This window comes from Pseudoalteromonas sp. 3J6 (genome assembly GCF_903995135.1).
Taxonomy (GTDB): domain Bacteria; phylum Pseudomonadota; class Gammaproteobacteria; order Enterobacterales; family Alteromonadaceae; genus Pseudoalteromonas.
The window spans coordinates 2,395,404-2,412,854 of sequence record NZ_LR877185.1 but is presented as its reverse complement, the minus strand read 5'-3'; the positions used below and the strand labels follow the sequence as shown (position 1 = coordinate 2,412,854).

13 protein-coding genes are annotated in these 17,451 nt (G+C 40.1%); 9 read left to right on the top strand and 4 right to left on the bottom strand.

The window, feature by feature from the left end; translation table 11 throughout:
* The first annotated feature begins 142 nt into the window (after nt 1-142).
* From P3J6_RS10825 to P3J6_RS10785, 9 genes are all read left to right on the top strand, one after another.
* The gene (locus P3J6_RS10825) at nt 143-634 is read left to right on the top strand and encodes a DUF4124 domain-containing protein (RefSeq protein WP_138607000.1); all 492 of its coding nucleotides are present in this window, start codon (nt 143-145) and stop codon (nt 632-634) included.
* Between the two features lie 183 nt (nt 635-817).
* Nucleotides 818-2,536 (top strand): bifunctional isocitrate dehydrogenase kinase/phosphatase, encoded by a 1,719-nt coding sequence (gene aceK / locus P3J6_RS10820; RefSeq protein ID WP_138607002.1) that lies wholly within the window; start codon nt 818-820, stop codon nt 2,534-2,536.
* Nucleotides 2,537-2,552: 16 nt separating this feature from the next.
* Nucleotides 2,553-3,491: a LysR family transcriptional regulator gene (locus P3J6_RS10815; RefSeq protein ID WP_008468187.1), complete on the top strand. Its 939-nt coding sequence runs from the start codon at nt 2,553-2,555 to the stop codon at nt 3,489-3,491.
* A gap of 161 nt (nt 3,492-3,652) precedes the next feature.
* Nucleotides 3,653-4,096, top strand: coding sequence for a ferritin-like domain-containing protein (locus P3J6_RS10810; RefSeq protein WP_198523003.1), 444 nt, complete (start codon nt 3,653-3,655; stop codon nt 4,094-4,096).
* Nucleotides 4,097-4,265: 169 nt separating this feature from the next.
* Entirely contained in the window at nt 4,266-7,082 is a 2,817-nt protein-coding gene (locus P3J6_RS10805; RefSeq protein WP_198523002.1) for a TonB-dependent receptor, read from the top strand.
* A gap of 44 nt (nt 7,083-7,126) precedes the next feature.
* The gene (locus P3J6_RS10800) at nt 7,127-8,458 is read left to right on the top strand and encodes a DUF5690 family protein (RefSeq protein ID WP_198523001.1); all 1,332 of its coding nucleotides are present in this window, start codon (nt 7,127-7,129) and stop codon (nt 8,456-8,458) included.
* Nucleotides 8,455-9,264, top strand: coding sequence for a phosphonoacetaldehyde hydrolase (gene phnX, locus P3J6_RS10795; RefSeq protein WP_198523000.1), 810 nt, complete (start codon nt 8,455-8,457; stop codon nt 9,262-9,264). Before P3J6_RS10800 ends, phnX begins: the two co-directional genes overlap by 4 nt.
* Entirely contained in the window at nt 9,264-10,655 is a 1,392-nt protein-coding gene (locus P3J6_RS10790; protein ID WP_198522999.1) for an FAD-dependent oxidoreductase, read from the top strand. Before phnX ends, P3J6_RS10790 begins: the two co-directional genes overlap by 1 nt.
* 89 nt (nt 10,656-10,744) lie before the next feature.
* Nucleotides 10,745-11,431: a GntR family transcriptional regulator gene (locus P3J6_RS10785; protein ID WP_198522998.1), complete on the top strand. Its 687-nt coding sequence runs from the start codon at nt 10,745-10,747 to the stop codon at nt 11,429-11,431.
* Between the two features lie 52 nt (nt 11,432-11,483).
* On the opposite strand, the gene phnW is transcribed toward P3J6_RS10785, so the two are convergent.
* From phnW to P3J6_RS10765, 4 genes are all read right to left on the bottom strand, one after another.
* A complete protein-coding gene (phnW, locus tag P3J6_RS10780) occupies nt 11,484-12,581 on the bottom strand; it encodes a 2-aminoethylphosphonate--pyruvate transaminase (protein ID WP_198522997.1) in 1,098 nt (365 codons plus the stop codon).
* Nucleotides 12,582-12,736: 155 nt separating this feature from the next.
* Nucleotides 12,737-15,769 (bottom strand): TonB-dependent receptor plug domain-containing protein, encoded by a 3,033-nt coding sequence (locus P3J6_RS10775; RefSeq protein ID WP_198522996.1) that lies wholly within the window; start codon nt 15,767-15,769, stop codon nt 12,737-12,739.
* Between the two features lie 9 nt (nt 15,770-15,778).
* On the bottom strand, nt 15,779-16,855 hold the full coding sequence (locus P3J6_RS10770) for a FecR family protein (protein ID WP_198522995.1): 1,077 nt from the start codon (nt 16,853-16,855) through the stop codon (nt 15,779-15,781).
* Nucleotides 16,852-17,403, bottom strand: coding sequence for an RNA polymerase sigma factor (locus P3J6_RS10765; RefSeq protein WP_178955731.1), 552 nt, complete (start codon nt 17,401-17,403; stop codon nt 16,852-16,854). The genes P3J6_RS10770 and P3J6_RS10765 overlap by 4 nt, the downstream gene beginning before the upstream one ends.
* Nucleotides 17,404-17,451: the final 48 nt, after the last annotated feature.

Sequence of the window (17,451 nt, the reverse complement as noted above, 5' to 3'; positions counted from 1 at the left end):
CTCATAATATGAGCGAGCCATTAAAACTGACTCGCTTGGTTTCTGTTATTGCTCCTTTGCACTTGCTATCCCCCTCAGCTAAGTTATAGTTTTTAGGATTAAAACATTTTAACTCGATCAGAATGCGCAAAGGATCATCATTATGTTCAACGTTATTAATCTGATCATTACTGCCTGCCTTTTATGCTTTAGCTCTCTTGCACTAGCCCAAACTACCTATTACAAATGCGTAACCCCAAAAGGGACTACCTTTTCACAATTGCCCTGTAGTAACAATGCAACCATGCATAAAATAACTGCCACTGAGCCAAAACAAACAGGTGAAGAAATAAACTACACTAAGCAGTTAAACGAGCTTGAGCGCGACACCATAATTACTAACTTAGAGGCAGAGCTGCGCAGTAACCAGCATAAACTCGCTATACTTTCACGAGAAAAAGACCGTGCTGATTTTAAACAACAACAACGCTTGAATCATATATTAAGTGCCGATGATAAAAAACGAATTAGAAAAGATATTAAAAAAACGCAAAAAAGTTTAGATAAGCAATATAAAAAAGATAAAAAATTAATTGAAAAACGAATTAAGAAATTACAAAAAAAGATTGATGCCTACCAAACAGACTCTAACTAACTTAAATAAATATCATCTTAATTTGCTTGGTTTTAAACATAAAATAACATACCCTTAACAACTATAGAGTACAAACTCTAATGCGTGTTTAGTGGTGCAATTTCCTTTGACCCGCTTTTACAAATTAAATGGTATCCACCGGCACTTTACTAAACACCCAAAGGCGTCAATTAAGGAGTACTGATGCAACCACGCCAAATTGCTGAGTTAATATTAACCGGATTTAAAAAACATTACCTGCTGTTTCAAAGAACAACAGCAAAAGCGCCTCATGCGTTTGCTAAAAGAGATTGGCAAGCAATTAATGATATTAGCCGCCTACGTATTAGTTATTACGATGATCGGGTTAACGAAACCACAAAAACCTTACGTGAACGCCAACAAACAGACCAGCTAAACGAAAGTTTATGGCTTGAAGTAAAGAAAATTTACCAGCATTTTTTATGTTTTCACCCGCAGGCTGAGCTTGCCGAAACATTTTATAATTCTGTATTTTGCCGCTTGTACCACCGCCGCTATTTTCATAACGACTTTATTTTTGTTGAAGCGACACTCAAAGATGCGCCCTCAGTGCCAGTAGAGGCTGAATATAGAAGTTACTTCCCCGTCGTAGATGGTTTAAAACCAACAATTAAACGTATTATTAACCACTTTGATTTTAAAGCCGATTTTGTCAACCTTGAGCGTGATATTCGTTTATTAGTAAAAGCGTTTTATAAGCAAGCTCCCGATACTCACCACCAGCATTGGCAAATGCGTTTTGATATATTACACACGCCGTTTTACCGCAATAAAGCAGCGTATATTGTAGGACGTGTCGTATCGCAAAGCGGCGTTCAACCTTTTATCATTGCGGTACTTCATCATGAAGATAAAGGGTTATATCTTGATGCCCTACTGACTAAGTCATCGCAAATGCGGGTTATTTTTGGCTTTGCACGAGCTTACTTTATGGTAGAAACTCACGCCCCCTCAGCGTTAGTGCGGTTTTTAAACCAACTCATGCCAAATAAAACTTTAGCCGAGCTTTACAACGCCATTGGTTTTCATAAACAAGGAAAAACTGAGTTTTACCGTGAGTTTTTGAATCATTTAACTCATTCTAATGACCAATTTACCATTGCACCTGGTACACCCGGCATGGTGATGATGGTATTTACCCTCCCCTCGTTTGGTTATGTATTTAAAGTTATTAAAGATAAATTTGGCGAAAGTAAACCATTTGGTCGTGATACGGTATTAAAACGCTATCAACTGGTTAAAAGCCACGACCGTGTAGGGCGAATGGCCGACACCATAGAGTATTCAAACGTCGTATTTCCTTTAGCGCGTTTTGATAGTAACTTGTTAGCGCAGTTGTATAAAACCATTGGATCATCAATGGTCATTGAAGGTGACTGGTTAATAATAAAACATTTATATATTGAAAGACGAATGACGCCACTAAATCTGTTTTTAGAAAATGCAGATGAAAAAAGTGCCGCCGATGCCATAGAAGAGTATGGCCAAGCGCTCAAAGAAATGATTGCTGTGAATATTTTCCCCGGCGACATGTTGTTAAAAAACTTTGGGGTAAGTAAGCACAAACGGATTATTTTTTACGATTATGACGAAGTGCAATATTTAACAGACATGAACTTTAGAGCACTACCTAAGGCAAAAAGTTATGACGATTATTTAACGGATGAACAAAGTTACTCGGTTGCCCCTCAGGATGTATTTCCAGAGCAGCTATGTACCTTTGTTATGCCCAATCCAACATATAAACAATTTTTAACTAGCACGCACCCTGAATTACTTGATGTTAACTTTTGGAAACAAGCACAACAAAATATAAAAAATGGAAAGGTGAGTCACATTTATCCCTATCCTACAGCACAGCGTTTTATCCATTATTGGTAAACGTTAAGGACACACAATGAATATAAGTAAAATAGATTTAAATTTACTGGTTTACCTCGATACATTACTGCGCGAATGTAATGTTACTCGTGCTGCAAACCAGCTTAGTATTACTCAACCGGCAATGAGTAACGGACTTAAACGCCTACGTAACCTTTTTAACGATCCTATTTTAGTTCGTACCAGCGATGGTATGGTGCCGACTGAGCGTGCTATTGAGTTGCAGCCAGTAATTCGTGGAATTTTGATGACTCTTGAAGAAACTCTGGCACCTAACCGTGAGTTTGAAGCTAAACAAAGTAAGCGAGTGTTTAGGATCATGGCCAGTGATTACGCGGCCAGTACCATGGCGCCGCGTTTATTAGGGAAACTACACGAAGAAGCGCCCGACACCACCTTAGATATTTTAACCCCTAGTGATGTTACCTTTCACGATGTTGAAAACGGTAAAGTTGATATGGCGATTAACCGCTTTGAAAATTTACCACAATCGTTTCATCATAAACGTATTTGGAAAGACAGCTTTTGTTGTTTAGTAAAATCAGATAACCCCATTATTGAAAACTTTAGCCTAGACAGCTATTTAAAAGCTCGCCATATTTGGGTAAGTAAAACAGGCTTTGGTGTTGGTGTGGGGATGGACCCTAAAGATGTGCAAAAGCTGGGCTGGGTTGATGAGGCACTGGCTCATTTTGGTAAACACCGTAATATTGCCACTTTTACTCGTAACTACCATGTGGCTGTTCACTTAGCCAAAGAGAAAAATTTAGTTGCGACTTTGCCCTCAAAAGCGGCTAATATTTATTTAGACGATCCTGGGCTTAAAATACTGGAGCCCCCCTTTCCTATCCCGCCATTTGAACTTGATATGATATGGAGCCCTTTATTACACAGAGACGCTAGTCATATTTGGTTACGCCAAAAAGTAGCTGAAGTAGCGGATGAGCTAAAATAACCTTCTTACAAACTTTTATGTAAAATTTGCTTGCTAACGCTCAGTTAGCAAGCCTACTAAACAATTAAAAAGCATAAAATACAAACACTTAAAAAAACAACCTACTTGGAATAGCGCTTGCTTAGTAATGACAGTATTTTAAATTAACAGAGGTCATTATTATGAGCACCCATCAAGGACAAGAAATTAATCATATTACCGAAATTATCCAAGTAATGAATAGCGGCATCGACTTTTACCAAACAGCACAAGATAAAGTAAAGGACCCCGCAATAGGTGCCCTATTTCAACGTATGATTGACGCTCGTAAAGTCAGTGTGGAGAGTTTACAACCTTACGCAATTAATCAACAGGGTGAGCGCGAAGATGGCTCATCGTTTGTTGTAGAAGCACGTCGTGCATTTACTACTTTGATTAGTAAATTTACTAACGATAACGATCAAACCTACGTTAAAGAGCTTGAGGAAGTAGAAGATAAAACCTTAGAAGAAATTAAAATAGCGTTGAAAAAACCTCAGTCCCATGATTGTGAAGCAGCGTTATCAAAGGTATTACTTACTATGCAGAGCTGCCATGCTGAAATGAGTAAAATGCAAAAACATTAAGTTTAATACAAAGAATAACCGCCCAGCCTTAGTGCTGGGCTTTTTGTTACCTTAAAAAAATCCCCTCCTGTGAAAAAAATTAGTTTCGTCACATGTTTGTAAAAATTCATCACTATTATTAGTCAAAACATCTGGTCTAGACCAAAATAAACTTAAGGTAAAACTAATAATGAAACGACATGCAATAGCCACTGCTATATTACTGTGTACTAGCCCGTTATTTATTGCCCAAGATGCCGTTGCCGGTAACGCTACATTTGTAGGCACTGTAGAAGATAGTAGATCACTGCTCTCTGGCGCATTAATCACAGTAGTTGGTACTGGTAAAAGTACCGTAACAAACTATCAGGGACAATTTGAGTTACCGCAGTTAAATCCAGGTAAACATCAACTTAAAGTGACTTATTTAGGCTATCAGCCTTATTTTGTTGATATTACTGTTGGTGAAGGCGAAATAAAAAAGCTAAAACCAATCACTCTTTTTGCTGCAAAGAATAATAACGCCATTGAAGAAATAATTGCTGTCGGCCAAATTCAGCGCGGTGAAATGGCGGCAGCTAATAACCAAAAAAATGCCAAAAGTATTAAAAATATTATTTCTGCTGACGGTATTGGAAAACTACCTGATAGAAATGCAGCTGAAGCTGTACAGCGTATACCTGGAGTATCGATTGAACGTGACCAAGGTGAAGGTCGTTTTGTTGCTGTGCGCGGTCTACCGGCACAGTGGAGCTCTGCGAGTATCAACGGCGATCGTTTACCAACTGCTGAAGAAGAAACCACCAGCCGAGCAACAGCTTTTGACTTTTTCCCTAGTGAATTAATTGAATTTGTCGAAGTGTCGAAAGCGCTAACCCCTGACCTTGAAGGTGACGCCATTGGCGGTAATGTTAATTTTATCACTAAAAAAGCGCCCGATGATTTTGTGTTTAATACTAATTTTGCAATTGGTCAAAATGAGCTTGCCGATGGCACTAATTATTCAGCAAACTTACTTTACGGCGACCGCTTACTAGACGACAAGTTAGGTTTTTTGATCAATGCGACTGCGTGGCAACGTGACTGGGCCACTGATAACTATGAGCCGCGCCGTGGCAATGATGGTTTAGGCATTTATCGCTTAGAGTTACGAGATTATACCGGCACGCGCGAAACTTATGGGCTTAATGGTGCTGTTGAGTATCAACTTGAACAAGGCACAATTAGCGCCACAGCCATGTATGGGACTTTAATTGATGACGAAACACATTATAAGCACCGTATGCGCTTTGATAAAAATCGCGCTGAAGTACAACATATCCGCAATGAATTAATTACCGAAATGACTGGGCTTGAGTTAGAGGCAGAGCATTATTTTGGTTATGACAAAACTCTTAGTTGGAAGTTATCAAGTTACGAGAATGAATTTCGTTATGGCAATACCCCAAATAACGAAGACAACAGTTATTTTGTTGTCAGATTTGACCAAAAACAGGTTGGCTTTCAAGGACTAGAAGACAGGGGCACAGGCAAAAATTACGCTTATAATACGATTGATGGTGGCAGCGATCCATGGAATGCAATCAGTAACCATTTACCTAGTGATTTTTCGTTCGATCCTGCTAATACTAATCTTTCATGGGTAGAGTTATATAAAATATTCGTTAATGAGAAAGATAAAATTGTCGCGAGTGCCGATTTCGAATGGCAAGTAGATGCAAACTTAACGGTAAAAATAGGTGCCAAATACCGTGATAAAGAACGTGTCGCGCGCTTTAGCGATGAATTTTACGCGTGGGATGAAGCAAACTATGGCGCTGCGCCAAGCTTAAGTGATTTTACTTTGGCAGATCAGCCAGGCCGCAATGATTTTTTAAATGAATTAGCTATTGATTACCAACAGCAATTTTCGCAAGTTGTTGATACCGGTGATCTAGCGCAGTTTTGGAATACCAATAAAGAAAAATTTGTACTTGATAAAAGTGAGTCTGCCTTAATTGAAAATGGCGGTGCGTTAGGACGTAACTTTGATGTTAACGAGCAGCATACCTCACTATATGGTATGGCAACCTATACAATTAATAACGACTGGGAAATACTAGGTGGTTTACGTCTAACTCAAACCGATACTGAAGTGAATGGTTATACATACCTAGCTGATGAAGATAGGGTTACACCAAGTCATGCTAAAAATGATTACCTATCGGTGTTACCTGCATTACATGTTACTTATCACAGCGGCGAGCAAACCAATTACCGCTTAGCATTAACCCGCTCGTTCTCACGTCCTGACTTTGGCTCTTTAACACCAGGCGCAACCTACTTAGAAGCAGATAACGAACTTGTTACCGGTAACCCCGAACTCGAGCCCACCTACTCAAATAATGTTGATTTGATGGTTGAGCATTTCTTTGAACGTGTTGGTTTAGTCTCTGCAGGCCTGTTTTACAAGGACATTAGCGACCCAATTTTTCAAAGTAGCTCAATTGGTCAGTTTAATGATAACAGTGGTGTAAATATTGTGCGCCCAGAAAATGGCGACAGCGCATGGCTTGCAGGTATTGAGATGGCCTTTAATCGCGATTTGGGCTTCATCAATCCGACTCTAGATAGCTTTGGAGTAATGGTGAATGCGACATTTATGGACTCACAAATGAGTATTCCAGATCGCGACGATAAAGTAGCGATTCCGCGTCAAGCCGATAACCTCTATAACTTTACCTTATATTACGATGACAGCTTCTTTGCCGCGCGGGTTGCCCTAAATTATAAAGGCGAGTACATCGAAGAGCATGGCAGTGATCGGCAATCGGATAGCTATTATGGCGAAAATGTTAGTGTTGATTTTACTACGTCATACCAGCTTAACGAAAATGCATTAGTTTATCTTGAATTAAATAACCTAACTAACGAACCGCTTAAATATTATTTGGGAGATGAAAATCGCCCACTGCAAGTTGAGTATTATGGTGTTCGCGGCATGGTCGGTATTAATTATCAATTTTAATCTATTGTATTACGCGGGGCGAAAGCCTCGCGAAGGATAACCCTATGTTTACGCAATCAAAGTGGCTACATCGTGCACACGGTGTTGGGTTTGTTCTATTTGCAGCAAGCGCTGCATTTATGACTTACTTTTGTATGTATGCATTTCGTAAACCCTTTACAGCTAACAGCTATACAGAGTTTGACGATCCAAGTTGGCAAATTAGCTTTAAAATAGCACTCATACTGGCACAAGTATTTGGCTACTTATGCGCCAAATTTATTGGTGTTAAGGTCATTGCAGAAATGCGGCACCAACAACGGGGTCTTGCCATCATTGGTATGATTACAGCAGCTGAATTATCGCTAATTTTATTTGCCGTGACCCCTGTTGGAGTCAACGTAGTATGGCTATTTTTTAATGGTTTATCGTTGGGAATGATTTGGGGTATTGTATTTAGTTTCTTAGAAGGCAGACGAACTTCTGAGATACTCGGTGCCATTCTCAGTGTCACCTTTATTTTGGCGTCAGGTTTAGTGCGCAGTGTCGGTAAATGGCTGATAGATAATCTCAATGTTCCGGAACTGTGGATGCCTGCCGCAACCGGAGCGTTATTTTTACCCTTGTTGTTACTTAGTGTTAAGTGTTTAACCTTGTTACCCAATCCAACACCAGAGGATCAGCAGGCGCGTCAACAACGCTTACCTATGAATGGTAGAGCCCGCTGGCAATTTTTCAAACAATACTGGTTTGGTATTAGTTGTTTAATTCTGAGTTTCTTATTATTTACTGGCTTTCGTGACTTTCGCGATAACTTTGCCGCAGAGATTTGGCAAGCACTGGGATATGGCCAAGAGCCAGCTATATTCGCCTATGCAGGTATACGAATGGCATTCATAGTCTTGATTGCACTTGGTGCAATGGTGTTAGTAAAAAATAATAAAACTGCTTTTTATGTTAACCACGGATTCATTTTGTTTGGTGCCTGCTTGTTCGTAGGCAGTACTGTTGCGTTTGAAAGCCAATTACTAAACGCTAAGGCATGGATGGTGCTCCTTGGGGCTGGCCTTTATATTAGTTACATCCCCTACAATTGCTTCTTATTTGACCGTATGATTTCTGCTGTTGGCTCAACCGCTAATGCCGGGTTTTTAATTTACTTAGCAGACTCAGCTGGTTATTTGGGCTCGGTGAGTATCTTACTCTATCGCACCTTTGTGATGCCTGAGATTAGTTGGCTTAACTTTTTTATAAACGCCTGTTACTGGATCGGCTGTATCGCTGCATTCTTGGTATTGTGCTCACTAAGCTACTTTGTAATGCGCTTATCCCCTTTCAAACAAGTTCGCAGGTTACACCCTGTATCTACACCTACATATATAAGAGAAGAAATATGAAACATTTAGAAGCACTCATTTTAGACTGGGCCGGCACAGTTGTAGACCATGGCTCTGTAGCGCCAACCACTATTTTTGTGGAGGCATTTAAAGCCGCGTTTGATTTTGATATTACGCTGGCGCAAGCGCGTATTCCGATGGGCATGGGAAAATGGGACCATATTGCAACTCTAGGTAAATTACCGGAAATTGAATCTCGTTGGCAGGCACAATTTGGCTGCTCAATGACTCATGAGCAAATAGATCATATTTACAATACCTTTATGCCATTACAAAAAGCTAAAGTCGCAGATCGTGCTATGCCTATTGCTGGCGTATTACCCGTAATAGCGCGTTTAAAACAGCAAGGTATTAAAATTGGCAGCTGTTCAGGCTATCCTCGCCAAGTGATGGACGTGCTTGAAGTGGCTGCCGCTGAATATGGTTACCAACCCGATCATAGCGTTGGTAGTGATGAACTAACGGCTGGCTCTCGCCCAGGGCCATGGATGGCACTTGAAAACGTGAATGCACTAGGCATTCAACGTGTTGCGAACTGTGTAAAAGTTGACGATTCAGCACCTGGCATCGCTGAAGGGTTAAATGCAGGAATGTGGACTGTTGGTGTTGCCCTAAGTGGTAATGCTGTCGGTTTAACCGAACAAGAATGGGCAGCGTGCTCAAACGATGAACAAGCCGTTTTAACCCGTCAAGCATACCAGCATTTATATCAAGCAGGTGCTCACTTTGTGATTGACTCTTTAGCTGATATTGAACCTGTTTTAATGCAAATTGAAGCAAAACTCGCTCGAGGAGAGCGTCCTTAATGAGTTATCAACCTTTTTGGTTTGATAACGCCATAAAAGAGGAGGATGCCGATAGACTTCTTCCTCAACTTCCTGAAAATCATCACACCGATATTTGTATTATCGGTGGGGGGTTTACAGGACTTTGGACCGCCATTCAAATCAAGCAACAGCAGCCCCAAAAAAAAGTGACTATTATTGAACAAGGGTTGTGTGGCCAGGGCGCATCGGGCCGTAATGGCGGTGCGATGTTAACATGGTCGACTAAATTACCCAGTCTGATTAAATTAGTAGGATTAGAAAACGCCCTTTTTTTAGTACAACAATCTGAGCAAACCGTCCATGATATTAAGCGTTTTACGCTAACTTATGCTATTGATTGTGATTGTCGAATTGATGGATGCTTTTATACAGCCTCCAACACGAGTCAAATTGGGCGACTAAGTAACGCGCTTGATTACTTAGATAAATTTAAAATTAATTCGTGGCATTCTTGTGACACTCAACAATTACAACAAACCGGTTCAAAGCAAAACCTCACTGCTCATTTTTCTGCACATGGTGGCAGTGTACAACCAGCGAAGCTCGTCAGAGGATTAAAGCGAGTCGCGCAACAGCTTGGAGTGACAATAATAGAGCAATGTGAATATATGCAACACTTTGGCGATCAACAAATAACCGTACATACAAGTCAGGGGAACCTATTATCCAATACAGTTATTTTTGCGGTTAATGCGTGGCTACCTAGTTTACATAAAGTATTTTCTCGCTCTGTTGTACTGGTTTCTAGTGACATGGTCATCACTAAGCCAATCCCAGAAGTTTTAGAGCAACTAAATTTAAATCACGGCAGTGCTATTATTGACTCTCGTCTGTTTGTTAATTACTACCGGACCACCAGTGACGGGCGGTTAATGTTAGGTAAAGGAGGAAACTTTTTTAGTTATTGTAATAAGGTGCATCCAAAGTTTGATTTGCCGAGCAGCTATGATGATATTTTAAAATCATCACTCAATTATTTCTTTGAAAGGCATCACTTACCCATAGAACGAACGTGGACGGGCGCTTCCGATCGCAGCGTTTCTGGCTTTCCATTCTTTGGTCAGCTTAACAATCAAAAAAATGTATTTTACGCAGGTGGCTACTCTGGCAATGGCATTGTACAATCTTATTTGGGTGCAAAAATTCTCTGTGCAATGGTACTCAATAATGATCCTAAGTGGCAAAACTGTGGCTTAGTTAATCAATCACTAAATCAGTTTCCTATTGAACCCATCCGAACAGCAGGTGCATATTTAGTACGTAATGCAATAAGACGTAAAGAGGCCGCAGAAGATAGTAATGCAGCAGTTCGCAGTATTGATAATTTTTTGGCTAAATTAAGTGGCAATGCTGCTAAAGTCGATTCATAAACTAGCTGAATATAATACTCACCATAAACAATATAAGTCATATTATACTCAGCTAAGCTATTATATTTTTTAGGATAAATAATCAAACGATGCTTTTATATCAAGAGATCCGTAATTATATTCATGCGCTACTAAAAACCGACGTGATTGCAGCGGGTCATAAGTTGCCTTCAGAGCGAGAATTACAACAAAAGTTTAGTTCTACCCGAATTACTGTACGCGAAGCGCTTCTGAGGTTGGAAGCTGAAGGCCTAATATTCAGTCAAAAACGTAAAGGCTGGTTTGTCACCCCAAAAAGATTAAAGTGGCACCCTGCTACTAAAGTCAATTTTTATGAATTGGCAAAACAACAAGGGTTTGTTGCACAAACGACACTCGTGAGTGTACAACAGCAGGCAAAGCTTGAAATTTGCCGAGCGTTAGATGCCCAAACGCTTTATCATCTTCAACGTATACGTAGTCTAGATAATCGCGCCGTAATGTTTGAGCATATTTATTGTGATGCTAAACGCTTTGTTGATTTTCACTCACACCCCTTAGATACCTCTATCACCGATATTATGGCAAAACAGTACGCAACGAATATCGTTAAAGAGCAAAGCATAATAAATGTCACGGTATTACCTGATGAAGTGAGTCATCTACTTGAAAAAAATAGCGGTACACCCTGCTTACACGTTATTCGAAAGCGATTTGATGAGCATGGTTTGTTAGTTGATTATAACATTGAGTACTGGTTGCATAATGCCATTGAAATGGTGGTTGATGGCCAATAAAAAAGCGGTGTTTAATGAAAATTAAGCACCGCTTGCACGGGTGAAATTAGCTTTAAGCTTTCCAATATTGGTTTTTTGCCACAGCATCAAGCAAACGCTGTATATCGGCCTCATCTACTTCACCAATATTACCTATGCGAAAGCAATCGGCGTTAGAAACTTTACCAGGGTAAATAACAAAACCTTCTTGCTTTAACGCACTATAAAAAGATTTAAAATCATAATGCTCTTCGCTAGGCGACAAGAATGAGGTAATGATGGGGGAATGGACTTCCTCATTCAGTAAAGGTACAAACCCTAACGCTTTCATACCAGCTACCAAAGTCTTTTGGTTTTGCGAGTAACGCTTAAAGCGCTCTGCTATTCCTCCTTCCTCATCTAACTCTTGCAGGGCTTGATAAAATGCACGCACAACATGAGTTGGCGAGGTAAAACGCCATTTACCATGGTGTTGCTCCATACATAACCATTGCTGATATAAATCCAACGACAAGGAGCGCGCAATACCTTCACTTTGCTCAATAATACTTTGCTTACACACCACAAAGCCAAAGCCAGGGACACCTTGAATGCATTTATTTGCAGAGCTGATCATTACATCTATATGCCACTGTGCAAGGTCGAACTCAATACCGCCAAAACTGCTCATAGCATCAACAATAAATACCTTTTGATACTTTTTAGCTAGTGAGCCAACCTCTTCAATAGGATTGAGTATACCTGTGGTCGTTTCACAATGGACCATTGCAATGTGAGTAATACCTGAATTATTTTTTAAAACAGTATCAATCTCATTAAGGTTTGGCAGTGCCGTTTCTGTATAATTTAAAACATGACAGTCAATTGCTAAATAGTCGGCAATTTCAGCAATACGCTTCCCGTATGCCCCATTATTAATAACAAGTAGCTTACCCGTTTTTGGAATAAGACTGCCAAGCGCTGACTCTACACTGGCAGTGCCACTGCCTTGCATTAATACACTAGTATAATTAGGTTGTGATGTCGCAAGCGATACTAATTTATTACGTATTGTTTGCACTATGTCGCGATTATAATCATCATCCCAAGTACACCAGTCTTTAAGCATCGCCTGCTTAACAGTATTAGAGGTCGTTAATGGGCCGGGCGTTAATAGCAAATAATTGTTCATAATTTATTTCACTCAATCTGGTCTAGTCCAGTTATTATTGAAGATTTCATAAACTAAAAACAGTGAAGTTTTTATGACACTATAAACACTTTAACTATAAAAACGATAAAAGGGCCTTACGGCCCTTTGGTTGTTAAATAACAATAGGAGAGTTATTAAAAGCGGTACTCTGCACCTACGTAGTAGTAAGCACCGTTAAAACCAAATGGCGCTGAACGACGTGAGTACTTAAATACACCATCGCTGCTGACAATGGTGTTACCTTGAGCATCTACAATTGTGCCTGAACGTGAATTACCTATGGTGTTTTCATCTGGGTAAACATCAAATAAGTTATTTGCGCCAATATTTACTGATAAATCGTCAGTCACAAAGTAATTTACTTTGATGTCAGTTAAAATTTCAGCACCATAAGTCTGGCGGCCGCCATCTTCCACTGTATATTCACCAAAGCGATTAAGCGATAGGTTTACGGTCCAGTCGTCGCGACGATAAAGTGCACTTAAGTTAATTCGATCTTCTGGCTGCCATTCTTCAATAATAGAAATTTCTTGATCAGAAAACACATCATCGACTGGCACGGTTTCAAGACCAGAACCTGCTGGTGTAAATAACGACACGACATCGGTTTCTGTAAAGTTAGCCGCTAGCGTGAAATCAAGCGTGCCGCCTAGGCCTTCTGTATTCCACGTAGCCACAAAGTCGATACCTTGTGTCTCAGTGTCAGCGCCATTTAAGAAAAACTGCCCTGCACCTGCACCCGAGCTTAATAACGCGGCATCAAGGCTGCTTGATAAGCCTTTACCTAAGCGATTACTGATTACAATACGGTCGTCAATATCAATTGAGTAGTAATCTAGGGTTACATTAATATTATCGCTTACATTATACACGATACCTAAACTGCGGTTTTGAGATTTCTCTTCTGTGAGCTTAGGAATACCTAAACTTTGGGCAAGGGTTGAATCGTTTCTAAAGGTCCCTACTTCTTCAGCCACTAAATTGCCATTAGGGCCTACAACAAACTGTGTGCTGATGTTGTTAAAATACAACTGTTGCATTGAAGGTGCTCTAAAGCCTGAGCTTAGCGCACCACGAAGTGAAATATCTTCAGTTACTGACCAGTTACCGGCTAGTTTAAAGTTAACTGTATCGCCAAACCCTTTATAATTGTCGTAACGTAACGCCCCTGAGATAATCACATCTTCAATAACGTAAGCTTCAGCATCTAAGTAAAATGAGATCACATCACGCGACTCATCAACCGAAGATGCTGGCGATGAACCACCAAAGCCTTGTGTGCCACCGGATGCGTTTTCGCTGCCAATACCACCGCTTAGTCCATCGTAAATATTAACACCATTGTTGGTATCGTAATCACGATATGCATATTCACTACCCTCTAAAATTCGGTACTCATCGGTACGAATTTCAGCACCCATTGCTAACGAGTAGTCATCAAAATTTTGAGTAAAATCAAGATTGATCGTTTGCAGTGATAGCTCCATGCCATAAGCGTAACCTTGACGTGGAATCGTGGCGCGAATATCTGCTGCACTTAGGCCTTGGTCATAACGTAAAAAATTCGCGTAAGAGCCGTTAATAGTATCGCTGGTCGTGTAGTCAATACTGTTTTCACCATAGGTGTACGATAAATCTAAGCTTGAGTCGTTATCAAATTCAGTTTTATAACCAAAGTTATAGGAAATATCATCAATCGTGGTATTTATTTTAGGTAAGAAGCCAGCTGGGATAGTTGCATCGCCATCTTGAAGTACCGGATTACCACCTGCATTGGCATTATGACGGAAAAATGCCGCTGATTCGTTATCACGAGTTGAATAGGTAATAAAACCGTATAGTTCACCCGCGCCTAATTCGTAGCCGGTGTTAACTGTTAAACCAAATTGTTGTGAATCAGCGTCACCAATTCTGAATGTATCACGTGGTGCGGTTAATTCGCGTGGATCACCTGCAAGCAAGGTGCCATCAGAAAGTTCAGTACAGCCATAAAACTGACATGAACCATGAAGGCCTGCACGGTTAGTCGGTGCTCGGTCACGGTAGTTAATAGTTGTATTTAAATAACCGTTATCACCTAAAGCAAAGCCTTTATTAAAGTCAATATTAACGGTTTCGCCATCACCTTCTGAATACTCACCGTAGTTAACGGCCGCTTTACCACCTTCGCTGCCATCTTTTAGCACGATATTAATAACACCGGCAATTGCATCCGAACCATATTGAGCTGCAGCGCCATCGCGAAGCACTTCAATACGTTTAATTGCTGAGGCTGGAATCGCATTCATGTCAGTACCCGCAGTACCACGACCAACCGAGGTATTAATATGAATAATACTTGCTTGGTGGCGACGCTTACCATTGATCAATACCAATGTTTGGTCAGGGCCAAGGCCACGTAACGTTGCAGGTCTTAATGCATCAGTACCATCACTAATAGATGAACTTGAAAAGTTAAAAGAAGGTGCGATAGCTTGAAGCATGCGGCCAACTTCTGTTTGGCCGGTGTTTTCGAGTGCTTCTGCACTTAAAATATCAACGGGGACAGGTAAGTCTTCAACTGAACGTCCTGCGACACGACTACCTACAATAGCAATTTTTTCGATGTTTTTTTCTGCGCTTTGTTCAGCGGCATTTATTCCTTGTGAATTAACTGCAAGTAAAGCAGGTAATACGGCAGCACTAACTCCTGAAAGCTTCATCATGTTGTTATTCTTCCTATTGATTTGTTTGAGTTTAATACTCAGTAAACCATTTTGATCAACAACCGCATCGAGCTCAGTCTCAGCTAACAATGCGTTTAACGCATCGAGTTGAGAATAAAATCCATATAATGAATTTGCCTCGAACTGTTTAGCAAGCTCATACGAAAAAACCACTGTTTGTTCAGTTTGCTTAGCAAATTCTATTAAGGCTTTGTCTGCTCGTTGCGCTTTTATATCAAACTGCATCATTTGTCCCTCAGTTTGACTCGCATGCACACTGATACTAAAAAACAGCGGTGCAACGAGTCCCAGCGGACTTAAATAACACGTATGGTTACTGCGCAACTTATATAAACAGTTAGCAAACAAAAATCCTCTATAGGTTTTTATCATTTTTTTAATCTTTAAATTACTTTTTACACCCTTGTGAGTAACATTGATTAACAATGGCGTGATTTTCATTACCATTACCTATGATTTTTTTTGATATTTTAAACTAACAACATGCTCGCCTAAACGCTCATGTTCAATTGAAAAGTTATTTTGTAGGCTCTCTAAAAGCCCTGCAACATCACCCGCTTTAAAAACGCCTGCCACTTTAATGCGCGCTAATTCATCAGATGATAATTCAAACCGAGTGGCGGTATAACGGCTAACCTCGTTTAAGGCATCAACTAACTTTTCGCCATTAAATATCAACATGCCATTTTGCCAAGCTAAATCACGTTGTACATCATCAACCGATAACTGTATGATTGGTTTGGTAACGCTTTGTTCAATAATGGCTTTTTCACCAGAAATCACAATGTTGGCATTGATTTGGCGAATATCTTGGTTGCTGTTATCAGCTTGTTGATACGCTTTAAAATCGTCAGCATTAACAGCAACACTAGGGTCGGTGATCATTACTTTACCTTCAGTAACTACCAATTCAAGATCAGATGAGGTATTGCGCTGCACGTTGAATACTGTACCAAGCGCGGTAAAGCTTTTATCCCCCGCCATCACACTAAACGGGCGTGATGCATCTTTAGCTACATTAAAACGCCCTTCTCCACGACTTAGTAATAACTGTCTGCGTCCTTGGCTATAAGCGACTTCTAGTGAACTATTGGTATTAAGCTGAACTATGGTGCCATCTGGTAAAACATAGGTTGCTTGCTCGCCAACCTTTGTTTTATAAATTTTTGTGTAATTTACTTTAGCGAGATCTTGGTTAAAGTTGCTCTGCATGTTTAGCAAAAAGTAGCTACACATCATTAAGGCTGCAACAACACTTGCCGCAATACCGTATACATAAGCAGGCTTGGTTTGAATGCCAGCTGAGTGCTTATTAGGAAATAATACGCTGAGCTCGTTAAGCACACTTAAGTCATCCCACAGTTGTGCTAATTCATATACCGCATTCTGATGAGCCGTGCTTTGTAGCATCCACAGTTTAAATTGCTCTTGCTCTTGTGTACTTAAGCCACGATCAATCGCGCTTATCCATTGCGATGCTTTTTCTAAGATTAACTCTTTTGATGTAAATTGATGGATGTTACTCATTTTACAGCCCTCACTATGCTCGCACTTTGTTGGCAATTCTCATCGTGCGCTTCGTCGCGCATATATAGCATGGTGTTTAGTAGCCCTTTAGCAATGTGCTTTTCTACCGTACTTTGACTTAGCTGCATTTGCTGTGCGATCTCTTTTTGGCTCATCCCATATACTTTTTTTAATATAAAACATTTTCTCACTACAGGGCTTAGTTGCTCAGTAGCACGACAAAATAGTAAAAAACGTTCTTTGGAGGTATATTCATCTTCTAATTGCATCGATTTTAGCAATTTAGGAAGTTCAGTTTCGTGATTTAAAGGAGTACTAAATTTATTATCCCATTTAGCTATATGATTTAGGGCGAGATGTTTAGCTGTTTTCAACATGTAACTGCGGGTGTATTGAATATCTTGTTTTAGCTCTGCTTCATAACTTTTAACAAAGGTTTCTTGAACAATATCATCAACATCGTCAGGTAACACAATTTTAGACACAAAGCGCCGCAGTTGCGTGGATATATCTGAGAATGTACTGGCTAATTTAATTCCTCGAGCCACGTGGGTAGTCCCTTGTTATTATTATTACGGTAAGATTACGAGTTTTAT